At 69.2% G+C, this 20056-nt stretch carries 18 protein-coding genes; 8 read left to right on the top strand and 10 right to left on the bottom strand.

What is annotated here, in order from left to right; genetic code table 11:
• Positions 1-103: 103 nt before the first annotated feature.
• The gene (locus AC1RLW_RS19005; protein ID WP_139700252.1) at positions 104-2620 is read left to right on the top strand and encodes an ABC transporter permease; all 2517 of its coding nucleotides are present in this window, start codon (positions 104-106) and stop codon (positions 2618-2620) included.
• A gap of 106 nt (positions 2621-2726) precedes the next feature.
• Positions 2727-4211 carry an AAA family ATPase gene (locus AC1RLW_RS19000; protein ID WP_095949317.1) on the top strand — a complete coding sequence of 495 codons (1485 nt, stop codon included), beginning with the start codon at positions 2727-2729 and terminating at the stop codon, positions 4209-4211.
• Between the two features lie 21 nt (positions 4212-4232).
• On the opposite strand, the gene AC1RLW_RS18995 is transcribed toward AC1RLW_RS19000, so the two are convergent.
• A complete protein-coding gene (locus tag AC1RLW_RS18995; RefSeq protein ID WP_493194490.1) occupies positions 4233-5153 on the bottom strand; it encodes a LysR family transcriptional regulator in 921 nt (306 codons plus the stop codon).
• A 125-nt stretch (positions 5154-5278) separates the two neighbouring features.
• On the opposite strand from AC1RLW_RS18995, the gene AC1RLW_RS18990 reads away from it, so the two are divergent.
• Both AC1RLW_RS18990 and AC1RLW_RS18985 read left to right on the top strand, forming a co-directional pair.
• Positions 5279-6802: an MFS transporter gene (locus AC1RLW_RS18990; RefSeq protein ID WP_493194488.1), complete on the top strand. Its 1524-nt coding sequence runs from the start codon at positions 5279-5281 to the stop codon at positions 6800-6802.
• 99 nt (positions 6803-6901) lie between these two features.
• A complete protein-coding gene (locus AC1RLW_RS18985; protein ID WP_493194486.1) occupies positions 6902-8860 on the top strand; it encodes a bifunctional metallophosphatase/5'-nucleotidase in 1959 nt (652 codons plus the stop codon).
• A gap of 7 nt (positions 8861-8867) precedes the next feature.
• On the opposite strand, the gene AC1RLW_RS18980 is transcribed toward AC1RLW_RS18985, so the two are convergent.
• On the bottom strand, positions 8868-9767 hold the full coding sequence (locus AC1RLW_RS18980) for a LysR family transcriptional regulator (RefSeq protein WP_493194485.1): 900 nt from the start codon (positions 9765-9767) through the stop codon (positions 8868-8870).
• Between the two features lie 125 nt (positions 9768-9892).
• On the opposite strand from AC1RLW_RS18980, the gene AC1RLW_RS18975 reads away from it, so the two are divergent.
• From AC1RLW_RS18975 to AC1RLW_RS18960, 4 genes are read left to right on the top strand one after another with little or no spacing between them, the layout of a single operon-like run.
• On the top strand, positions 9893-10651 hold the full coding sequence (locus AC1RLW_RS18975; protein WP_493194484.1) for an SDR family oxidoreductase: 759 nt from the start codon (positions 9893-9895) through the stop codon (positions 10649-10651).
• A 33-nt stretch (positions 10652-10684) separates the two neighbouring features.
• A complete protein-coding gene (locus AC1RLW_RS18970; protein ID WP_493194482.1) occupies positions 10685-11185 on the top strand; it encodes a DUF1097 domain-containing protein in 501 nt (166 codons plus the stop codon).
• A 50-nt stretch (positions 11186-11235) separates the two neighbouring features.
• Entirely contained in the window at positions 11236-12129 is an 894-nt protein-coding gene (locus AC1RLW_RS18965; protein WP_493194480.1) for an SDR family NAD(P)-dependent oxidoreductase, read from the top strand.
• A 51-nt stretch (positions 12130-12180) separates the two neighbouring features.
• The gene (locus AC1RLW_RS18960) at positions 12181-12405 is read left to right on the top strand and encodes a SlyX family protein (RefSeq protein ID WP_062469081.1); all 225 of its coding nucleotides are present in this window, start codon (positions 12181-12183) and stop codon (positions 12403-12405) included.
• A 10-nt stretch (positions 12406-12415) separates the two neighbouring features.
• On the opposite strand, the gene trhA is transcribed toward AC1RLW_RS18960, so the two are convergent.
• The 8 genes from trhA to cyoA all read right to left on the bottom strand — a co-directional run bounded on the left by trhA (position 12416) and on the right by cyoA (position 20038).
• A complete protein-coding gene (trhA, locus tag AC1RLW_RS18955; RefSeq protein ID WP_082817912.1) occupies positions 12416-13123 on the bottom strand; it encodes a PAQR family membrane homeostasis protein TrhA in 708 nt (235 codons plus the stop codon).
• Positions 13124-13186: 63 nt separating this feature from the next.
• The gene (locus AC1RLW_RS18950; protein ID WP_354343088.1) at positions 13187-13750 is read right to left on the bottom strand and encodes a response regulator transcription factor; all 564 of its coding nucleotides are present in this window, start codon (positions 13748-13750) and stop codon (positions 13187-13189) included.
• Entirely contained in the window at positions 13747-15144 is a 1398-nt protein-coding gene (locus AC1RLW_RS18945) for an ATP-binding protein (protein ID WP_307637147.1), read from the bottom strand. Before AC1RLW_RS18945 ends, AC1RLW_RS18950 begins: the two co-directional genes overlap by 4 nt.
• A complete protein-coding gene (locus AC1RLW_RS18940; protein WP_493194477.1) occupies positions 15128-15952 on the bottom strand; it encodes an SURF1 family protein in 825 nt (274 codons plus the stop codon). The genes AC1RLW_RS18945 and AC1RLW_RS18940 overlap by 17 nt, the downstream gene beginning before the upstream one ends.
• A complete protein-coding gene (gene cyoD, locus AC1RLW_RS18935; protein ID WP_062469089.1) occupies positions 15952-16374 on the bottom strand; it encodes a cytochrome o ubiquinol oxidase subunit IV in 423 nt (140 codons plus the stop codon). The genes AC1RLW_RS18940 and cyoD overlap by 1 nt, the downstream gene beginning before the upstream one ends.
• A complete protein-coding gene (cyoC, locus tag AC1RLW_RS18930) occupies positions 16371-17012 on the bottom strand; it encodes a cytochrome o ubiquinol oxidase subunit III (RefSeq protein WP_369644430.1) in 642 nt (213 codons plus the stop codon). Before cyoC ends, cyoD begins: the two co-directional genes overlap by 4 nt.
• Positions 17005-19011: a cytochrome o ubiquinol oxidase subunit I gene (gene cyoB / locus AC1RLW_RS18925; RefSeq protein WP_369631731.1), complete on the bottom strand. Its 2007-nt coding sequence runs from the start codon at positions 19009-19011 to the stop codon at positions 17005-17007. Before cyoB ends, cyoC begins: the two co-directional genes overlap by 8 nt.
• A gap of 1 nt (position 19012) precedes the next feature.
• The gene (gene cyoA / locus AC1RLW_RS18920; protein WP_062469097.1) at positions 19013-20038 is read right to left on the bottom strand and encodes a ubiquinol oxidase subunit II; all 1026 of its coding nucleotides are present in this window, start codon (positions 20036-20038) and stop codon (positions 19013-19015) included.
• Positions 20039-20056 lie beyond the last annotated feature (18 nt).

Here is a 20056-nt window from a genome sequence, read left to right as displayed (position 1 = left end):
GCATCGTGCGACAGGTCCGCGCAGCGGGCAACACCTGGCGGCCCCTTCATTCAATAACCCTTGAGTCCGCCGGTGCCGGTAGGCGTCGGCTATCGTTCGCGCCATGAACGCTTCCCTTCGCCTTGGCTGGCGCACGCTCTGGCGCGACCTGCGCGCCGGCGAGCTGCGCCTCTTGATCGTGGCCGTGGTGCTGGCCGTGGCCGCGCTCACGGCGGTCGGCTTCTTCGCCGACCGATTGCAGGGCGGGCTGCAGCGTGACGCGCGCCAGCTGCTGGGCGGCGATGCGGTGGTCGTGAGCGACAACCCGACGCCCGAAACTTTCATCGCACAGGCGAAGTCGCTGGGCCTTGCGGGCACCGGCACCTTCGGCTTCCCCACCATGGCGCGGGCCGAGGACGCCCAGGGCGGCGCCAGCAAGCTCGTGGCCCTGAAGGCCGTGACGCCGGGCTACCCGCTGCGCGGCAACCTGCAGACAGCGACCACGGCCGAGGGCGCGGGCGCGGTGACGCGCGACGTGCCGGCATCGGGCGAGGTCTGGGTCGATGCCTCGCTGCTCGACTCGCTGGGCCTGAAGGTCGGCGACACGCTGCTGCTGGGCGACACCGGCCTGCGCGTGGGCCGCGTGATCACGCTGGAGCCCGACCGGGGCGCGGGCTTCATGAGTTTTTCGCCGCGCGTGATGCTCAACCAGGCCGACGTGGCGCGCACCGGCCTCGTGCAGCCGGCCAGCCGCGTGGGCTACCGCTACGCCGTGGCGGGCGACGATGCCGCCGTGAAGCGCTTCACCGAATGGGCCGACGCCACCATCAAGAAGGGCGAGCTGCGCGGCGTGCGGCTCGACTCCTTCGAAGGCGGCCGGCCCGAGATGCGCCAGACGCTGGACCGCGCCGAAAAATTCCTGAGCCTGGTCGCGCTGCTCGCGGCGCTGCTGTCGGCCGTGGCCGTGGCGCTGGCCGCGCGCGGCTTCGCGGCCAGCCACCTGGACGACTGCGCCATGCTGCGCGTGCTGGGCCAGAGCCAGCGCACCATCGCCGCGGCCTACGCCTTCGAGTTCGCCGTGATCGGCACCGTGGCCAGCGCGATCGGCGTGGCCATCGGCTTCGCCGTCCACTACGTGTTCGTGCTGCTGCTGGCCGGGCTGGTCGAGACCGCCTTGCCCGCCGCCACGCTGTGGCCCGTGGCCTTCGGCCTGGGCATGGGGCTCACGCTGCTGTTCGCCTTCGGCCTGCCGCCGGTGCTGCAGCTGGCGCGCGTGCCGCCGCTGCGCGTGATCCGGCGCGACGTGGGCGGGCTCAAGCCCGCGTCGCTCGCCGTGCTCGGCATCGGCGTGGCGGGCTTCGCGGCGCTGCTGATGGCGGCCAGCAGCGACCTCAAGCTGGGCCTCATTGCGGTCGGCGGCTTTGCCGGCGCCGTGGCCGTGTTCGCGCTGCTGAGCTGGCTCGCCGTGAAGGTGCTGCGCCGCAGTGTCAGCGAGACCACCGCGCCGCGCTGGCTGGTGCTGGCCACGCGGCAGATCTCGGCGCGCCCGGCCTACGCCGTGGTGCAGGTCAGCGCGCTCGCCGTGGGCCTGCTGGCGCTGGTGCTGCTCGTGCTGCTGCGCACCGACCTCGTGGCGAGCTGGCGCAAGGCCACGCCGCCCGACGCGCCCAACCGCTTCGTCATCAACGTGATGCCCGAGCAGAGCGAGGCGTTCCAGAAGACGCTGCGCGACGCGGGCGTCGCCAAGTTCGACTGGTACCCGATGATCCGCGGCCGGCTGGTGGCGATCAACGACAAGCCCGTGACGCCCGACGACTACACCGAGGACCGCGCCAAGCGCCTGGTGGACCGCGAGTTCAACCTGAGCAACAGCACCGAGGCGCCCGCGCACAACAGCGTCACCGCCGGCGCCTGGACGCCCGAGGCGAAGAACGAGGTGAGCGTGGAAGAAGGCCTGGCCCAGACGCTGGGCCTGAAGCTGGGCGACACCTTGCGCTTCGACATCGGCGGCATGCAGAACGACGCGCGCATCACCTCGCTGCGCAAGGTCGACTGGGGCTCGCTGCACGCCAACTTCTTCGTGATGTACACCGTGGCCTCGCTGGCCGACGTGCCCGTGACCTACATGGGCGCCTTCCGCGCGCCCGAGACGCGCGGCTTCGACAACGCGCTGGTGCGCAGCTTTCCCAACGTGACCAACGTCGACATGAGCGCCACCATCAACCAGGTGCAGCGCGTGCTCGACCAGGTGGTGCGCGCGGTCGAGTTCCTGTTCGGCTTCACGCTGGCGGCCGGGTTGGTGGTGCTGTTCGCGGCCGTGACCGCCACCCGCGAGGAGCGTGCGCGCGAGTTCGCCGTGATGCGCGCGGTGGGCGCACGCGCCAGTCTGCTGCGGCAGGTGCAGCGCGCCGAACTGGTGGGCGTCGGCCTGCTCGCGGGCTTCCTCGCGAGCATCGTGGCCTCGGTGATCGGCTGGGGGCTGGCGCGCTACGTGTTCGAGTTCACCTGGACCGCGTCGCCGCTCGTGCCGGTGGCCGGCGCGCTGGCCGGCGCGGTGCTCGCGCTGGCAGCGGGGTGGTGGGGCCTGCGCGATGTGTTGCGCCGGCCGGTGGTCGACACGCTGCGCCGCGCGGCCGAGTAGGGCCGCGCAGGCCCGTACAGTTTTTTTCTTCCGCGATCGGCAGGACGGGGCCGGGGATGCAATACATTCCCCGGCCCCGTATTCAATTCAGAAGAGAAATTCCTGCATGCGCTTGGCGTCATTCCAGATCACCAACTATCGCTCGATCCACGACAGCGGCTCCATCGATTCCTCCCAGATCACAGCGATCCTCGGCCGAAATGACAGCGGCAAGTCGAACCTGCTGCGCGCGTTGCACAGCCTGAACCCGACCGACGGGCTCACGGCACTCAGCCCCATCAAGGACTTCCCCCGGCACCGCCGCCTGGACGAATGCACCGACGACACCCCGGTGGTGCACACGCGCTGGGACCTGGACGCCTCCGAGCAGTTGGCGCTCGCCGCCATCCTGCCGCGCGCGGCCGGCGTGCGCCAGGTCACGGCTGGGCGCGGCTACGGCGCCACGCGCACGACCGGCTTCGAGGGCCTGGGCCCGCTGTCGATCGACGTGAGCGACATCAAGGCCAAGGTGCGCAAGATCGTGCCCGCCGTGAAGGCCGCGGCCGAGAAGGTCGCCGACGAGTTGAAGGCCGCGCTCGAGCAGGAAGCCGACGCCTTCGACGCCGCCATGATCCCGAGCCCCGACTTCGTCAAGTGGTCGGCCGGCGCGCTGCTGGCGCTGCAGGCGCTGCGCCAGGCGCTGGCCACGGCCGGCGCCGAGATCGCCGACAAGCAGGCGCAGATGCTGACCGAACTCGAGGAGCTGGCACGCACGATCGACAACGACCAGCCCGCGCTGGCCCGCGCCCGCGCCTGGGTGCTGGAGAAACTGCCGCGCTTCATCTACGTCGAGGACTACGCCTCGCTGCCCGGCCGCCAGAACATCGCCGAGTACCTCACGCGCAAGGGCTGGGGCGAGCGCACGGCGGGCGAGCGCAATTTCGAGAAGCTGTGCCAGGTGGCGGGGCTCGACCCGCAGCAGCTGCAGGACCTGCTGGCGAAGAACGACCTGGCGACGCGCAATCAGTTGGTGAACCGGGCCGGTGCCGTCGTGACCGCCGAGATCCGCCGGCTGTGGAAGGACCGCCCGCTCAAGATCCGCTTCAACCTCGACGGGCAGCACCTGGAGACGCTGGTGTCGGACCCGAACGGCGCCTACGAAGTCGAAGTGAACCTCGACGAGCGCAGCCGCGGCTTCCAGTGGTTTTTCTCGTTCTACATCGCGTTCTTCGCGGGCACCCGGGGCGTTGCATCCGGTGAGGTCGTGCTGCTGCTCGACGAGCCCGGGCTGCACCTGCATGCGCGCTCGCAGGCCGACCTGCTCGCGCACCTGGAGAACGACTTCGGCCACCAGATCCTCTACACCACGCACTCGCCGTTCATGGTGCCGGCGCACCGGCCCGACGCCGTGCGCGCGGCCCACATCGACGACGTGACGGGCACCACGGTGCGCGCGGCGACGCCGGAAGATGCACGCACGCTGTTCCCGCTGGACGCGCTGACGGCGCTGTGGGGCCGCACGGCCACGCCGGTGCAATCGCAGCCGGCCCCCGTGGTGGCTGCGCCAGCCCCGCAACCGGTCGAAGCGCCCGCCCTCGCGGTCGCGGCCTGAGGCACCCGCCCCGCCCGCCGTTCAGCGGTGCGGCGGGCGGTTGTCTTTCTCTTCCTCGTCGGCGGTCGCAGTGAACATGTGTTCACTCGCGAAGTCGACGAACGCCCGCACCTTCGGCGACAGCTGCCGGCTCGACGGCCACAGCGCCGAGAACTGCCCCTGCCGCACGAGGTGCGCGGCCAGCACGCGCTGCAGCTCGCCACGGCGCAGTGCATCACGCGCCAGGAAGTCGGGCATGTACGCAATGCCCAGGCCCGCGACGGCGGCGCCCAGCATGGCTTCCATGTTGTTGCAGACCAGGCCCGGCGGCAGCTGGGGCGGCAGGCCGGGCAGGTCCCAGTCCTCGATCTTTCCGCCGGTCACGAACTTGTAGCGCAGGCAGCTGTGACGGGCGAGGTCGGCCGGCACCTGCGGCACGCCGTGTTGCGCCAGGTAGGCCGGCGAGGCGGCGAGCACGAAGCTGAACGGGCCAAGGCGGCGCGCGACGAGCTGTGAGTCGACCAGTTCGCCACTGCGGATGGCCACGTCGACACCCTCGGCCACCACGTCGACCAGCCGGTCGTTGAAGTCGAGGTCGAGTTCGATCTCGGGAAAGCGTGCCTTGAACGCCGGCAGGATCGGCAGCAGAAAGCGGTAGCCGATGGTCGGCAGGCTCACGCGCAGGCGGCCGCGCGGCATGGCGACGGCGTCCTGCAGCATGGCGCGCGCATCGCCGAGCTCGTCGAGGATGCGGCGGCAGCGCTCATGGAACATCGCGCCCTCGGCCGTGAGCCGCACCTGCCGCGTGGTGCGGTGGAACAGGCGCACGCCCATCTGCGTCTCGAGCCGTGCGACGTTCTTGCCCACGGCCGAGGCCGAGATGCCCAGGTCGCGGCCCGCCCGCGCAAAGCTCTGCAGGTCGGCCGCCCGCACGAAGGATTCGAGTCCGCTGAAGCTGTCCATGGGCTTGATTGGCAACCTGGGGTTGGCAGTGTGAGGAGCTGAGGGCCCATTTTCGTTTCATTGAATCCTTTTTATCTTCGCTTCACGCATTTCCCTTTTCCTTCTCCCGCGTGAAAGCCCTCCCGATGTCCTCCTCCGATTCCAATAAGGCCTGGCTGCTCGCCGCCGTCTGCCTGGCCGCGCTCGGCATGCCGCTGAGCTTCACCGGCCCGGCCGTGGTGCTGCCCGCGATCCGTGACGCGCTGGGCGGCACGCCGGTGCAACTCAACTGGGTCACCAACGCCTTCATGCTGAGCTTCGGCGCCACGCTGATGGCGGCCGGCGCACTGGCCGATGCCTACGGGCGCAAGCGCGTCTTCCTGCTGGGCCTGGCGGTGGTGGCGCTGAGCAGCGCGCTGCTGACGCTGGCGCCCGGCATCGTCGCCTTCGACCTCGCGCGCGCCGTGCAGGGGCTGGGCTCGGCGGCGGCCTTCGCGGCGGGCACGGCGGCGCTGGCGCAGGTGTTCGACGGGCCGGCGCGGCTGCGGGCGTTCAGCCTCATCGGCACCTCGTTCGGCGTGGGGCTATCGTGCGGGTCGATCCTCTCGGGCTGGCTGGCCGACACCGTCGGCTGGCACGCCGTGATGCTGAGCCCCGGCGCCGTGAGCCTCGTCGCGCTGGGCCTGGCCGCGCCGCGCATGCGCGAGTCGCGCAACCCGCAGGCGATGGGGCTGGACGTGCCGGGCACGCTCAGCTTCACGGCCGCGCTGAGCCTGCTCACGCTGGGCGTGCTGCAGGCGCCCGACAGCGGCTGGGGCAGTCCGTGGGTGCTCGCGGCGCTGGCCGGCGCGCTGGTGATGGGCGCGGCCTTCATCGCCATCGAGCGGCGCGTGGCGCATCCGATGCTCGACCTGTCGCTGTTCCGCTTTCCGCGCTTCGTCGGCGTGCAACTGCTGGCTGCAGCGCCGGCCTACGGCTTTGTCGTGCTGCTGGTGCTGCTGCCGATCCGCTTCATCGGGCTCGAAGGACGCAGCGCGCTGGAGGCGGGCGGTTTCATGTTCGCGCTGTCGGGGCCGATCCTCATCGTGCCGACGCTGGCGGCGTGGCTCGCGCACCGGTTCTCTGCGGGCGTGATCTCGGCGGTGGGGCTGCTGGTGTGCGCGGCGGGGCTCGTGTGGCTCGCCCGCTGCGCGCCGGGCACGCCCTTGCACGGCCTCGTGGGCCCGCTGCTCTTGATCGGTGCGGGCATCGGCCTGCCGTGGGGGCTGATGGACGGCCTGGCCGTGAGCGTGGTGCCGCGCGAGCGGGCGGGCATGGCGTCGGGCATCTTCAACACGGTGCGCGTCGCGGGGGAGGGCATCGCGCTGGCGCTGGTGGGGGCGGGGCTCACGGCGCTGGTGGCGCTGCAGCTGAAGGCGTCATCGTCGCCTTCGTCCGTGGCGGTGTCGCAGGCGGCGCAGCGCGTGGCGACGGGCGACCTGGCGCAGGCGCTGGCCTTGCTGCCGGGCATGGACCGCGCGGGGCTGCTGCATGCGTATGGCGCCGCGTTCGGGAGGCTGCTGTGCGTGCTGGCCGGGGTGACGGTGCTGACGGCGGTGGTGGTGTTTGCATTCCTGCGCGGCGATGCGTCCGCGCGAGGCCACGCTGAAGCACTCGGCCAGAACGCCTGAGTCCTCTCACCCCGCACCCGATGAGGTGCTTTCATGGACACGTCATCCGCCGTTGCCAGCATCCCCGCTCGATCAACAGGAGCGGAGTGCGAGATGGTGATGAACAACAGTCGACGGGTCGTGGGAGCAGCTGCCACGGTGATTGCAGCCTGCGTGATGGCCGCATGCGGCGGTGGTGGGGGCGGCGGTGTCGCGTTCCCACCGATCGCCGTGGCGCCGCCGCCGGCGCCAGCCCCCGCACCCGCGCCACAGGGCAAGGCGATCGACCTCACGATCCTGCACATCGACGACCACCACTCCAACCTCGAAGCCAAGGACAAGACGCTGCAGCTGAACACGGGCGGCGGCGCGCCGGTGGCGGTCACGGTCAATGCGGCGGGCTTTCCGCGCGTCACCGCGGCGATCCAGGCGCTGGCTGCCCAGTCGCCGAACGTGCTGAAGCTGCACGCCGGCGACGCGCTCACCGGCACCCTGTACTTCAACCGCGCGGGCGCCGACGGCGAGGCCGATGCGGCGCTGATGAACACCGTGTGCTTCGACGCCTTCACGCTGGGCAACCACGAGTTCGACAAGGGCGACACCGGCCTGAAGGGCTTTCTCGACCTGCTGCGCAAGGGCACGTGCCAGACGCCCGTGCTCAGCGCCAACGTGAACTTCGGCACCAACTCGGCGCTGCACCCCTCGAAGGCACCCGGCTACGTGAAGCGCTCCACGGTGCTCGAACGCAGTGGCGAGAAGATCGGCCTGGTCGGCCTGACCATCGCGGGCAAGACCAAGGCCTCGTCCAGCCCCGACCCCGACACCACCTTCGAGGACGAAACCGTCGCCGCCCAGCGCGAGATCGACCTGTTGCGCGCCCAGGGTGTGAACAAGATCGTCGTCATGAGCCACATCGGCTACGAGTACGACAAGCAGGTGGCGTCGCGCCTGAGCGGCGTCGACGTCGTGGTGGGCGGTGACTCGCACACGCTCATCGGCCCCGACGCGCTCACCCGCTACGGCGTGGGCTCGCCGGCCGGCGCCTACCCCACGGCCCTGACCGACAAGGACGGCAAGAAGGTCTGCCTGGTCCACGCCTGGGAGTACAGCCAGGTGGTGGGCGAGCTGAAGGTGAGCTTCGACGAGAAGGGCGACGTCACGGCCTGCAGCGGCACGCCGCACGTGCTGATCGGCGACGACTTCCGCGTCGGCGGCAAGCCCGCCGATGCCAACCAGCGCAGCGCCGTCCTGGCCGATGTGGCGGCCAGCGGCTTCCTGCGCGTGACCGCGCCCGACCCCACGGCCACCGCCGTGCTGCAGCCCTTCAAGGACAAGGTGGCGGTGTTCAACACCACGCTGGTGGCCACCGTGACCGAAGAGCTGTGCTCGCGCCGCGTGCCCGGCGGCACGGGCACCGTCGACTACTCGCGCTCCAGCGTCTCGTGCAACGCGCTGGGCAGCGTGAGCCTGCGCGGCGGCGACATCCAGCAGATGGCGGCACAGGCCTACCTGGAGATCGGCCACAGCAAGTACGGCGGCGCCGACATCTCGCTGCAAAGCGGCGGCGGCGCGCGCATTCCGCTGGTGCCGGGCAACGTCACGGCGGCGAGCGTGATCCAGGTGCTGCCCTTCGGCAACATGCTGTTCCGCCTCGACGTCACCGGCCGCGAGGTCAAGGGCATGCTCGAAGACGGCCTGCAGGCCGTGTACGGCCCGGGCGGTTCCACCGGTCCGTATCCGTACACCGGCGGCCTGCGCTTCGACGTCGACGCCACGCAGGCCAACGGCCAGCGCGCCAGCAACATCGAGGTGCGCGCGCCCGGCACCGGCGTGTGGGGCCCGCTCGACCTGGACAAAACCTACAAGCTGTTCGTGCTGAGCTTCAACGCCAGCGGCGGCGACGGCTACAAGACGCTGGCCGCCGTGCCCGCGGCGCGGCGCCTGGACATCGGCGTGCTCGATGCCGACGTGTTCTTCAACTACATCGAGTCCAAGCCGAAGGACGTCGGCTCGGGCCTGTCGCTGCTGCAGAAGCTGCCGGTCGAGCTGTACAGCACCAAGTCGTACAAGGCGCCTTGAGTCGTGCTCAGCCCTGCGCGGTGTCTTCTGCGAAGAGACCGCGCAACCACTGCGTGAACACCCGTACCCGCGACGACAACTGCCGGTTCTGCGGATACAGCACCGAGACCGGCATCGGCGGCGGCGCAAAGCCCGGCAGCACCGCCTGCAGGCGCCCATCGGCCAGCTCGGCCGCCACGCGGTAGCGCGGCACCTGCACCAGCCCGAGGCCCACGACGGCGGCGCCCGTGTAAAGGTCGGCGCCGGTCACCGAGACGGTGGCGGCCAGCTGCACGGGCCGGACCTGGCCGTCGACCGTGAACTCGAGCGGCAGCGCCTTGCCCGTGCTGCTCGACACGTAGTGCACTGCGCGGTGCGAGGCCAGCGCCGCGAGGTCGGCGGGCTCGCCGTGTGCCGTGAGGTAGCCGGGGCTCGCCACCGTCACCTGCGGCAGCAGCGCCACGCGCTGCGCGACCAGCGACGAGTCCTGCAGCGGGCCGGCGCGCAGCACGCAGTCGACGCCTTCGCGCACCAGGTCGACCAGCCGGTCGTCCTCGCCGATGTGCAGCTGCAGGCCCGGATGGCGGGCGAGGAAGGCGGGCAGCGCCGGCACCACGAAGTGCCGCGCCAGCGTGCCCTGCAGGTTCACGCGCAGCAGGCCCTGGGGCGCGGCGTGGGTGAAGGCGCCTTCGGCTTCCTCCACGTCCGCCAGCAGCCGCACGCAGCGCTGGTAGTGGGCCTCGCCGTCCTGCGTGAGGCGCACGGTGCGCGTGGTGCGCTCGAGCAGCCGGGCGCCCAGGCGCGATTCGAGCCGCTGGATCAGCGTGGTGAGGGTGGCGCGCGGAATCTGCAGGTCGTCCGAGGCCTGCGTGAAGCTCTGGCGCTCGGCGATGCGCACGAAGGCCTGCATTTCCTGGAAGCGGTCCATGGGGTCGCCTTTTGTGCCTATTGTTTAAGTAAATGGAATTTTATTGACGATTTGGCGCTGATTATCTTTTGGATGGAATGGCCGACCATTCGCTTCATCCACTCACCACCCCAAGGAATCGCGCCATGAACACCACCGCCACTTCTGCTTCGCTGCCCACCCGCGTCGCCCTCGTCACCGGCGCCTCGCGCGGCATCGGCGCCGCCATCGCCCGCCGGCTCGCCGCCGACGGTTTCGCTGTCGCCGTCAACTACGCCGCGGGCGCCGCGCCGGCCGAAGCGCTGGTCGCTGAACTGAAGGCCACCGGCGCCCGTGCCCTCGCGGTGCAGGCCGACGTGGCGAACGCTGAAGCGGTGCGCGCGATGTTCGACACCGTCGAAGCGCAGCTCGGCCCGGTCGACGTGCTGGTCAACAACGCCGGCGTGCTCCAGACCGCGCCGCTGGCCGCGCACAGCGACGTGCTCTACGACCAGACCTTCGACATCAACGTGCGCGGCACCTTCAACACCCTGCGCGAGGCCGCGACCCGGCTCGCCGAGGGCGGACGCATCGTCAACTTCTCGAGCACCACGCTCGCGCTGCACATGCCGGGCTACGCGATCTACAACGCCACCAAGGCGGCGGTCGAGGCCTTCACGCACGTCTTCGCCAAGGAGTTGCGCGGCCGACGTATCACGGTGAACGCCGTCGCGCCAGGGCCGGTTGCGACTTCGCTGTTCCTGGACGGCAAGACCGACGAACAGATCCAGGCCTTCGCCCAGATGCCGCCGCTGCAGCGCCTGGGCCAGCCGGAAGACATCGCCTCGGTGGTGTCGTTCCTGGCGGGGTCGGACGCGGGATGGGTCAACGGGCAGGTGCTGCGGGCCAACGGCGGCGTGGCCTGAGTGGTTCACCACGATTTCCACGGAGCACGCACCATGCACTCGCCTTCACCTCACGCGGCCACCCCGCGCTTCTTCAGCCTCGCCTACACGGCGTTCACGGCCGCCGCGGCCGTGGTGGCCGCCGCCGCCTCGGCGATGGCGCTCGTGCTCGAACTGCCCGTGTGGGCGATGTTCGTCGGCTGGGTGGCGTTCTACACCCGCGGCGTCACCGCACGCGACGGCGTGTTCAACCTCGTCTGCGTGAGCCTGGGCCTGCTGATCGGCAAGGGCGCGGCCCTGGCCATCGCCGCGCTGGCCCCGATCGCGGGCGCCGCGGCGCTGCCGGTGGTGGTGCTGTTCGTGGCGCTCCTCGTGGTGTCGATGCGCAGCGTGCCGCGACTGAACAACCTGCTGTGCTACTTCCTCGGGCTGATCGCGTTCTTCGCGGTCCACCAGCCCCCTTCGCTGTCGCTGTTCGCCACGCTGGCCGGCGCGGCGGCACTCGGGTCGATGGCGGCGTGGGTGGCCCACCTGCTGCAGCGCCGCGTGCACTGACCACCGGACTTTCCTTTCTTCCCTCTCACCTTCATTCAAGGGGTTTCATCATGCAATCCGTCATCCTCGTCACTGGCGCCGGCTCCGGCATCGGCAAGCTCAGCGCGCAGGCGCTCGCCGAAGCGGGCCACATCGTCTATGCCTCCATGCGCGACATCGCGGGCCGCAACAAGGCGCGCGCTGCCGAGCTGCGCGCGCTGGCCGCGGCCCAGGGGCTTCAGCTGCATCCGCTCGAACTCGATGTGCTGTCGCAGGCCTCCGCCGATGCCGCCGCGGCGACCATCGTCCAGGCGCAGGGCCGCCTCGATGTGGTGATGCAGAACGCGGGCCATCTCGTGGTCGGACCGACCGAGGCCTTCACGCCGGAAGACATCACCCGGGTGTTCGACACCAACGTGCTCGGTGCCCAGCGCGTGAACCGCGCGGTGCTGCCGTACCTGCGCCAGCAGGAGTCGGGGCTGATGCTGTGGATCAGCAGCACGACCACCAAGGGCGGCTTTCCGCCGTTCATGGGCCCGTACGGCGCGGCCAAGGCGGCCATGGATTCGCTGGCGGTGACGCTGGCCTACGAGATCGCGCGCTTCGGCATCGAGACCTCGATCGTCGTGCCGGGCGCGTTCACCCGGGGCACCGATCATTTTCCGAGCGCGGGCAAGCCCTCCGATGCGGCCATTGCCGCCGCCTACGGCCGCTACGACGGCGTGATGGACCGCATCGGCGAGCGCCTGTCCGCCCTCACGCCCGAGCACGCCGATCCGCAGGCCGTGGCCGACGACATCGTGCGCATCGTGGGCCTGCCGGCCGGCACGCGGCCGATGCGTTCGCTGATCGACTTCGTGGGCGACGGTGCAGCCGAGGTCTTCGAGGTGTCGGAGCGCGTGCGCATCGACTTCGCCCGGCGCATCGGCATGGACGACCTGCTCGAGGCGAAGGTCCGGCGCTGATCGGGTCGCTGTGTCAACAAGAAGCGGTGGATCTTCCTGTCCAATAGCGGCATGGAACATTCACCGAACGACGTGACAGAGCGCCTGAACGACCTCGAGATCAAGTCGAGCTACGCCGAAGACCTGCTCGAGCAACTGAACATGACGATCTACCGGCAACAGCAGCAGATCGACAGCCTGATCCTGCAGGTCGCGCAACTCAGGCTGCAAAGCCAGAACGCAGGGCAGGACGGGGGCGCGCGCAACCTGCGCGACGAACTCCCGCCCCACTATTGATGAAGGGCGATCAGCCGTGCGCGTGCCAGAGCACGGCGAAGAAGTGGCAGGTGCTGCCCGCGAGCACGAAGAGGTGCCACACCGAATGCGCGTAGCGCACCTTGTTGTCGAACAGGAACACCACGGCCCCGGCCGTGTAGAACAATCCGCCGGCCACCAGCCAGGCCAGCCCCGCCGATGACATGCGCTCGTACAGTGGCACCGCCGCCATCAGCGCCATCCAGCCCATCGCCACGTACAGGCCAGTGGACCACAGCGGGTGCTGCAGGCGGTTGAACAGCTTGGCGCCCACGCCCAGGACAGCCGCGGCGGTGATGGCGCCGAACAGCGTCCAGCCCCAGGGCCCGCGCAGCACGCCGAACAGGAAGGGCATGTAGCTGCCCGCAATGAACAGGTAGATGGCCGCGTGGTCGAGCCGGTTGAACCAGGCCTTGGCGCGGCCGATGGGCAGCGCGTGGTATAGCGTGGAGATCAGGTACAGCACGATGGCCGTGCCCGCGAAGAGCGAGGCGCCCACCACGGCCGCGGCCTGGCCCTTCTGGGCGGCGCTGTAGACCAGGATCGGCAGCGAGGCGATCGCCAGCAGCAGGCCCAGGCCGTGGCTCAGCGCGTTGAAGAGCTCTTCCATCGCGGTCTGGTCGCGCGCGGCGGAAGCCTGCTTTTTCTGCAGATCGGTGGAGCGGGCGGGCTGCAGCTGCAGCGGCGGGCTATTCGTCATCAGGAACAGAGCCTCCGGGATCGGTGTTGGTTCCGCAAGAATTCGCGAAACCGGCAGATCATGTTACTTGACCTGCTGTTTGCCGAGTTTGCGTGCCAATGTGCGCCGATGCATGCCGAGCCGGCGCGCGGTTTCCGAGATGTTGAAGCCGGTCTCGGCCAGCATTTCGTGGATGCGCTCCCACTCCAGCGTCTTGATCGAGGTGGAGCGGTTGGTCAGTTCGACCTCGGTGGTGCCGGCGGCGCGGCCGAAGGCGGCCTCGATGTCGTCGGTGTTCGAGGGCTTGGCCAGGTAGTGGCAGGCGCCGAGCTTGATGGCCTCGACGGCGGTGGCGATGCTCGCGAAGCCGGTGAGCACCACGATCAGCATTTCGGCGTCGTGCCGGTGCAGCATCTGCACGCAGGCCAGGCCCGAGGCCTCGCCGTTGAGCTTCAGGTCGACCACCGCGTAGCCGGGCGAGGGGCCGTCGCCTTCTTCGAGCAGCGCTTCCACCTCCTCGAGGTTGCGCGCATGCAGCACGACGTAGCCGCGCCGCTCGAACGAGCGCGCGAGCGTGCGCGCGAAGGCCTCGTCGTCCTCGACGATGAGCAGCTGGCGGACTTCGGCGGTGTCGGGGGTGGGTGTCATGGGCTGGTGGGGGCCTTGGGGGCGGCGGTGTCCGCGAGGGCGGTGGCGGCGTCGTCTTCGTCCTCTTCGAGCACGATGGCCGCCAGCGGCAGCGTGATGGTCACGATGGCGCCGCCCTCGGGGCGGTTGCGCACGGCGACGCGTCCGCCCAGGGTGCGCGCCACGTTCACCACCAGGAACAGGCCCAGCCCGCCGCCGGGCCGGCCCTTGCTCGACTGGTAGGGCTTGCCGAACTCCGCGAGGATGGCCGGCATGAAGCCGGGGCCCGCGTCGGTGACGGTGATGGTGAGCGCGTCGGCGTCGTGCGTGGCTTCCAGGCGCAGCCAGTGCGGCGAGGCCTCGAGCGCGTTGTCGAGCACATTGCACACCATCTGCTTGATGGCCGAATCGGAAACCATCGGCAGGTCTTGCCCGAACAGGTTCTCGTAGTCGAACTCCTCGACCGGGCGCGTGGTGCGCCATTCTTCGACCAGGTCGTCCAGGAAGGTGCGCACGGTGGTCTCTTCGGACGATTCGCCGCGCGTCTCGCCGGCCGACAGCAGGATGCCGCTCACGATGCTCTTGCAGCGCTGGATCTGCACTTCCATCTCGGCCACTTCCTGCAGCAGCTCGGGGTCGGAGCTGAAGTGCGGCAGCCGGCGCCAGTCGCCCAGGATCACGGCCAGCGTGGCCAGCGGCGTGCCCAGCTCGTGCGCCGCGCCCGAGGCCAGCAGGCCCATGCGCACGATGTGTTCTTCTTCGGAGGCGCGCTGGCGCAGGTCGGCCAGCCGCGCGTCGCGCACGCGCAGGTTGCGGCTGATGCGGGTGATGAAGACCACCAGCAGCGCCGCGTTGAGCGCGAAGCACACCAGCATGCCCTGCACGTAGGGGCTCCACAGGCCGCGGTCGTGGTCCAGCGGCAAGGGCAGCGGGCGCGAGAACAGCGCCAGGCCCGCGAAGCACAGGCCGGTGATGACCACGATGGTCCAGGTCGACCAGGCCTTGAGCAGCACCGCGCCCAGGATCACCTGCAGCAGGTACAGGAAGACGAAGGGGTTGGTGGCGCCGCCGCTGAGGTACAGCTGGGCCGTGAGCGTGGCCACGTCGACCAGCAGCGCGACGAACAGCTCTTCGTTGGTCACGCGGCCGTGGATGCGCAGGCGCAGCAGGCTCACCATGTTGAACAGCGCGAGGCAGGTGAGCACCTGCAGCATGTGGTTCAGCGGCAGGCGGATGCCGAAGCCGTAGTGCACCACGAGGATGGTGGCCACCTGCCCGACCACGGCGAACCAGCGCAGCTGGATCAGCTGCTGCATGTTCTGGTGGCCGATGGCGTTGTCCAGGCTCGCGACGCCCGCGCGCGGGGCGTGCAGCTCGCCGGCCACCGCGACGAGCTTGTCAGTCGCGGCGGGCATCGGCGGGGTCGGGGCGTGCGGCGTCGGCATGCGGTGCATTTTCGCCGCTACCGTCTTGCGATGCCCGTCGGCGCCGGTCGTCGCGCCACACGAACCCATAGGCGCCGAGCACCATCAGCGCCAGCCCGTACCAGGTGAGGGCGTAGACGAGGTGGCTGTTGGGGAAGGCGATGACGGTGAGGCCGCCCGCCGGCCACGTGGGCGCGGCCTGTGCGGGCGAGGGCCCGGCCTCGGCATCGACGAAGTAGGGCGCCACGTCGGTCAGGCCGCGCGCGGCGGCAATGGCCTGCACGTCGCGCGAGAACCAGCGGTCGGCCGCGGGGTCGTTCGTGCGCAGGAAGCCGCCCTTGGGTTCCGTCAGGCGCAGCAGGCCGGCCACGGTGGTGTCGCCCTGGGGCTCGGGCGCGGTGCGCGCCGCGCGCTCGCGCGCCTCGGGCGGCACGAAGCCGCGGTTGACGAGCACGACGCTGCCGTCGGCGGTGCGCAGCGGGGTCAGCACCCAGAAGCCGGCACCGAGCCGGGTGCTGGCCTGCACCAGCGCTTCCTTGTCATGGAGGAACGTGCCGCGAAGGCGCACGTGCCGGTATTCGTCGCTGGCCGCGTTGACCGTGGGCCATTCGGATCGCGCCGGCGCGTCGGCGGCCGGGGCGTGCACGCGCTGGTCGACGCGGGCGATGAGATCGAGCTTCCAGGCCCTGCGCTCGACCTGCCAGGTGCCGAGCGCAAGAAAGCCGGCAAAGGCCAGGAGGGCGCAGACCGCCAGCGCCGCACGCGTGACAACGGAGCGCGGGCGGGTGGCCGGGGCCATCAGGGCATGTTCTTCATGTCGTGGACCATGGCCGGCATCATGTTGGTGTTCATGTGATACATGACCCACAGCGAGCCGGCCAGCGTGATGACCACGAGCACCAGCGTGAAGATCAGCGCCAGCATGTTCCAGCCGCCTTCGGACTTGGCGTCCATGTGCAGGAAGTACACCATGTGGACCACGATCTGCACCACGGCGAAGCCGAGGATGACGAGGGCGGTGGTGCTCGGGTTGGCGATCACCTTGCCCATCACGAGCCAGAACGGGATCGCGGTCAGGATCACGGCCAGCACGAAGCCGGTCATGTAGCCCTTGAAGGTGCTGTGGCTGACGGGGCCGTCGTCGTGGTGGTCGCCGTGACCGTGGCTGTCGTGTGCGCCGTGGCCGTGTGCGGCGGTGGCGGTGTGTGCGGGGGCGCTCATGCCATCGATCCCATGAGGTAGACAAAGGTGAAGACGCCGATCCACACGACGTCCAGGAAGTGCCAGAACATCGACAGGCACATCAGGCGGCGGCGGTTGGCGGCGGTGAAGCCGTGCTTGGGCAGCTGGACCATCAGCACGACCAGCCAGATGATGCCGAAGCTCACGTGCAGGCCGTGCGTGCCCACCAGCGCGAAGAACGACGACAGGAAGGCGCTGCGCTGCGGGCCGGCGCCTTCGTGCAGCAGGTGCGCGAACTCGTACAGCTCCAGGCCGATGAAGCCCAGGCCCAGGAGGCCCGTGATGCCCAGCCACAGCAGCACGCCGCCCATGCGCTTGCGCTGCATCTCGAGCATCGCGAAGCCGTAGGTGATCGACGACAGCAGCAGCAGCGAGGTGTTCATCGCCACCAGCGGCAGGTCGAACAGGTCGGCGCCCGAGGGGCCGGCCGCGTAGTTGCGGCCCAGCACGCCGTACACCGCGAACAGGCAGGCGAAGATGAGGCAGTCGCTCATCAGGTAGAGCCAGAAGCCCAGCAGCGTGCCGTTCTCGGGGTGGTGGTCCTCGTTGCGGACGTGGAACAGGTCGAACGCCGGTGCGTTCGCGTTCCGGGAGGGGAGGGCGGTGGTATCAGACATGGGCGGTGGCCAGCAGGCGTGTGCGTGCTTCTTCGGTGCGAACGACTTCTTCCGCGGGGATGTAGTAGTCGCGCTTGTAGTTGAAGGTGTGGGCGATGATCGCGACCATCATGGCCACGAAGCCGATGCCGGCCACGAGCCACATCTGCCAGATCAGGGCAAAGCCGCACACCGCGCTCAGCGCCGCGATGATGAAGCCGGCGGCCGTGTTCTTGGGCATGTGCACGGGGCTGAAACCGTCCAGCGGACGCTGGTAGCCGCGGGCCTTCATGTCGGTCCAGGCGTCGTTGTCATGCACGCGCGGCGTGAACGCGAAGTTGTAGGCCGGCGGCGGCGACGAGGTCGACCACTCCAGCGTGCGGCCGTTCCACGGGTCGCCCGTGGTGTCGCGCAGCGACTCGCGGCGGATGAAGCTCACCACCAGCTGGATCAGGAACGAGGCGATGCCCAGGGCGATCAGCACGGCGCCGACGGCGGCGACCTGGAACCAGATCTGCAGCGACATGTCCTGGAAATGGCTCATGCGGCGGGTGACGCCCATCAGGCCCAGGATGTACAGCGGCATGAAGGCCATCCAGAAGCCGACGATCCAGAACCAGAACGAGCACTTGCCCCAGAACGGATCGAGCTTGTAGCCGAAGGCCTTCGGGAACCAGTAGGTGATGCCCGCCAGCATGCCGAACAGCACGCCGCCGATGATCACGTTGTGGAAGTGGGCAATCAGGAACAGGCTGTTGTGCAGCACGAAGTCGGCCGGGGGCACGGCCAGCAGCACGCCGGTCATGCCGCCGATCACGAAGGTGATCATGAAGCCGATGGTCCACATCATGGGCAGCTCGAAACGGATGCGGCCGCGGTACATGGTGAACAGCCAGTTGAAGATCTTCGCCCCCGTGGGGATCGAGATGATCATCGTCGTGATGCCGAAGAACGAGTTCACGCTGGCGCCGGAGCCCATGGTGAAGAAGTGGTGCAGCCACACGAGGTACGACAGGATCGTGATCACGACCGTGGCGTACACCATCGAGGCGTAGCCGAACAGGCGCTTGCCCGAGAAGGTGGAGACCACTTCCGAGAAGATGCCGAAGGCCGGCAGGATCAGGATGTACACCTCGGGGTGGCCCCAGATCCAGATCAGGTTCACGTACATCATGGCGTTGCCGCCCATGTCGTTCGTGAAGAAGTTGGTGCCGACGTAACGGTCGAGCGACAGCAGGGCCAGCACGGCCGTGAGCACCGGGAAGGCGGCCACGATCAGCACGTTGGTGCACAGGGCGGTCCAGGTGAAGACGGGCATCTTCATCATGGTCATGCCGGGCGCGCGCATCTTCACGATGGTGGCCAGCAGGTTCACGCCCGAGAGCAGTGTTCCGACCCCCGCGATCTGCAAGGACCAGATGTAGTAATCGACCCCCACGTCAGGACTGAACAGGATGCCCGACAGCGGCGGGTACGCCAGCCAGCCGGTCTTGGCGAACTCGCCCACGAACAGCGACGCCATCACGAGGCCGGCGCCGAAGGTGGTCATCCAGAAGCTGAAGTTGTTCAGGAACGGGAAGGCCACGTCGCGCGCGCCGATCTGCAGCGGCACCACGAAGTTCATGAGGCCCGTGACCAGCGGCATCGCCACGAAGAAGATCATGATCACGCCGTGGGCGGTGAAGATCTGGTCGTAGTGGTGCGGCGGCAGGAAGCCCGCGTTGTCGCCGAAGGCGACGGCCTGCTGGGCCCGCATCATCAGTGCGTCGGCGAAGCCGCGCAGCAGCATCACCAGGCCCAGGATGATGTACATGATGCCGATCTTCTTGTGGTCGATGCTGGTGATCCAGTCGCGCCACAAGGTGCCCCACAGCTTGAAGTAGGTCACGGCGCCCAGCAGCGCCAGGCCGCCCAGGATCACGGCCGCGAAGGTCACGAGCAGGATGGGCTCGTGAAGGGGAATCGCCTCCCAGGAGAGGCGGCCGAAGACGAGCTTCGTCAGGTCTAGGTTCTGCAACATCTTAGTCTTCGGTGGTGCACATCGCGGTGACGTACTTGCGCTTGGGCGTGTCGAGGGAGTCGGCCTGCCAGGCCTGCTTGGTGGCGACGTTGAAGGCGCCGGGCTTGCCGAGGCCGCCGTCGGCGTCGATGGCCATCATTTCCTTCATGCACATCTTGTTGCGGTCGACGCACAGGTTCAGGATGGCGTCGTACAGGGCGGGGTCCACGGCGGCGTAGTGGCGCACGGGCTCGCGCTCGCTCGGCACTTCGAGCTTCTTGTACTGCTCGCGGGTCAGTTCGCCCTCTTTGCCGGTCTTGACCTTGGCCACCCACTGGTCGAAGCCGTCATGGCTCAGGCCGTGGAACTTGAAGCGCATGCCCGAGAAGCCCGCGCCGCTGTAGTTGGCGGAGAAGCCGTCGAACTCACCCGGCTTGTTGATCACCGCGTGCAGCTTGGTCTCCATGCCCGGCATGGCATAGATCTGGCCGGCCAGCGCGGGGATGAAGAAGGAGTTCATGACCGACGAGGCCGTGATCTTGAAGCTGATCGGGCGGTCCACCGGGGCGGCCAGCTCGTTCACCGTGGCGATGCCCTGCTCGGGGTAGATGAAGAGCCACTTCCAGTCCAGCGCCACCACCTCGACCACCAGCGGCTTGGTTTCGGCGGGAATCGGGCGCTGCGCGTCCAGGCGGCTCAGCGGGCGGTACGGGTCCAGCGTGTGGGTGCTGATCCAGGTGATCGCGCCCAGCGCGATGATGATCAGGAGCGGCGCGGCCCAGATCGCCAGCTCGAGCTGCGTGGAGTGGTCCCAGTCGGGGCTGTAGGTGGCCTCCTTGTTCGACTGGCGATAGCGCCAGGCAAAGAAGATGGTCAGGGCGATCACCGGAATGATGATGATCAGCATCAGCACCGTGGAGACGACGATCAGGCGTCCCTGCTGGTTGGCGATGTCGCCGGAGGGGTTCAACAGCACCGTGTTGCAGCCCGCCAGGAAAATGGCGGAAAGCAGCAGAAGTGCTCGGCGAAGGGTCTTGAGGATGTGCATGCCGGGAGAGGAAAGTGC

It is taken from the genome of Variovorax sp. GW822-FHT04A09 (genome assembly GCF_058801005.1).
Note: the sequence above shows the minus strand (reverse complement) of the source record. Positions and strands in the feature narration are given on the sequence as shown.

Excerpts from the sequence above, each read along its gene's own strand:
- AC1RLW_RS18980 (WP_493194485.1), bottom strand. The coding sequence starts at position 9,767 with ATGGACCGCTTCCAGGAAATGCAGGCCTTCGTGCGCATCGCCGAGCGC.
- AC1RLW_RS18965 (WP_493194480.1), top strand. The coding sequence starts at position 11,236 with ATGCAATCCGTCATCCTCGTCACTGGCGCCGGCTCCGGCATCGGCAAG.
- AC1RLW_RS18990 (WP_493194488.1), top strand. The coding sequence starts at position 5,279 with ATGTCCTCCTCCGATTCCAATAAGGCCTGGCTGCTCGCCGCCGTCTGC.
- AC1RLW_RS18975 (WP_493194484.1), top strand. The coding sequence starts at position 9,893 with ATGAACACCACCGCCACTTCTGCTTCGCTGCCCACCCGCGTCGCCCTC.
- AC1RLW_RS18950 (WP_354343088.1), bottom strand. The coding sequence starts at position 13,750 with ATGACACCCACCCCCGACACCGCCGAAGTCCGCCAGCTGCTCATCGTC.
- AC1RLW_RS18995 (WP_493194490.1), bottom strand. The coding sequence starts at position 5,153 with ATGGACAGCTTCAGCGGACTCGAATCCTTCGTGCGGGCGGCCGACCTG.
- AC1RLW_RS18960 (WP_062469081.1), top strand. The coding sequence starts at position 12,181 with ATGGAACATTCACCGAACGACGTGACAGAGCGCCTGAACGACCTCGAG.
- AC1RLW_RS18970 (WP_493194482.1), top strand. The coding sequence starts at position 10,685 with ATGCACTCGCCTTCACCTCACGCGGCCACCCCGCGCTTCTTCAGCCTC.
- AC1RLW_RS19005 (WP_139700252.1), top strand. The coding sequence starts at position 104 with ATGAACGCTTCCCTTCGCCTTGGCTGGCGCACGCTCTGGCGCGACCTG.
- AC1RLW_RS18940 (WP_493194477.1), bottom strand. The coding sequence starts at position 15,952 with ATGGCCCCGGCCACCCGCCCGCGCTCCGTTGTCACGCGTGCGGCGCTG.
- AC1RLW_RS18945 (WP_307637147.1), bottom strand. The coding sequence starts at position 15,144 with ATGCCCGCCGCGACTGACAAGCTCGTCGCGGTGGCCGGCGAGCTGCAC.
- cyoA (WP_062469097.1), bottom strand. The coding sequence starts at position 20,038 with ATGCACATCCTCAAGACCCTTCGCCGAGCACTTCTGCTGCTTTCCGCC.
- cyoC (WP_369644430.1), bottom strand. The coding sequence starts at position 17,012 with ATGTCTGATACCACCGCCCTCCCCTCCCGGAACGCGAACGCACCGGCG.
- cyoD (WP_062469089.1), bottom strand. The coding sequence starts at position 16,374 with ATGAGCGCCCCCGCACACACCGCCACCGCCGCACACGGCCACGGCGCA.
- AC1RLW_RS19000 (WP_095949317.1), top strand. The coding sequence starts at position 2,727 with ATGCGCTTGGCGTCATTCCAGATCACCAACTATCGCTCGATCCACGAC.
- AC1RLW_RS18985 (WP_493194486.1), top strand. The coding sequence starts at position 6,902 with ATGAACAACAGTCGACGGGTCGTGGGAGCAGCTGCCACGGTGATTGCA.
- cyoB (WP_369631731.1), bottom strand. The coding sequence starts at position 19,011 with ATGTTGCAGAACCTAGACCTGACGAAGCTCGTCTTCGGCCGCCTCTCC.
- trhA (WP_082817912.1), bottom strand. The coding sequence starts at position 13,123 with ATGACGAATAGCCCGCCGCTGCAGCTGCAGCCCGCCCGCTCCACCGAT.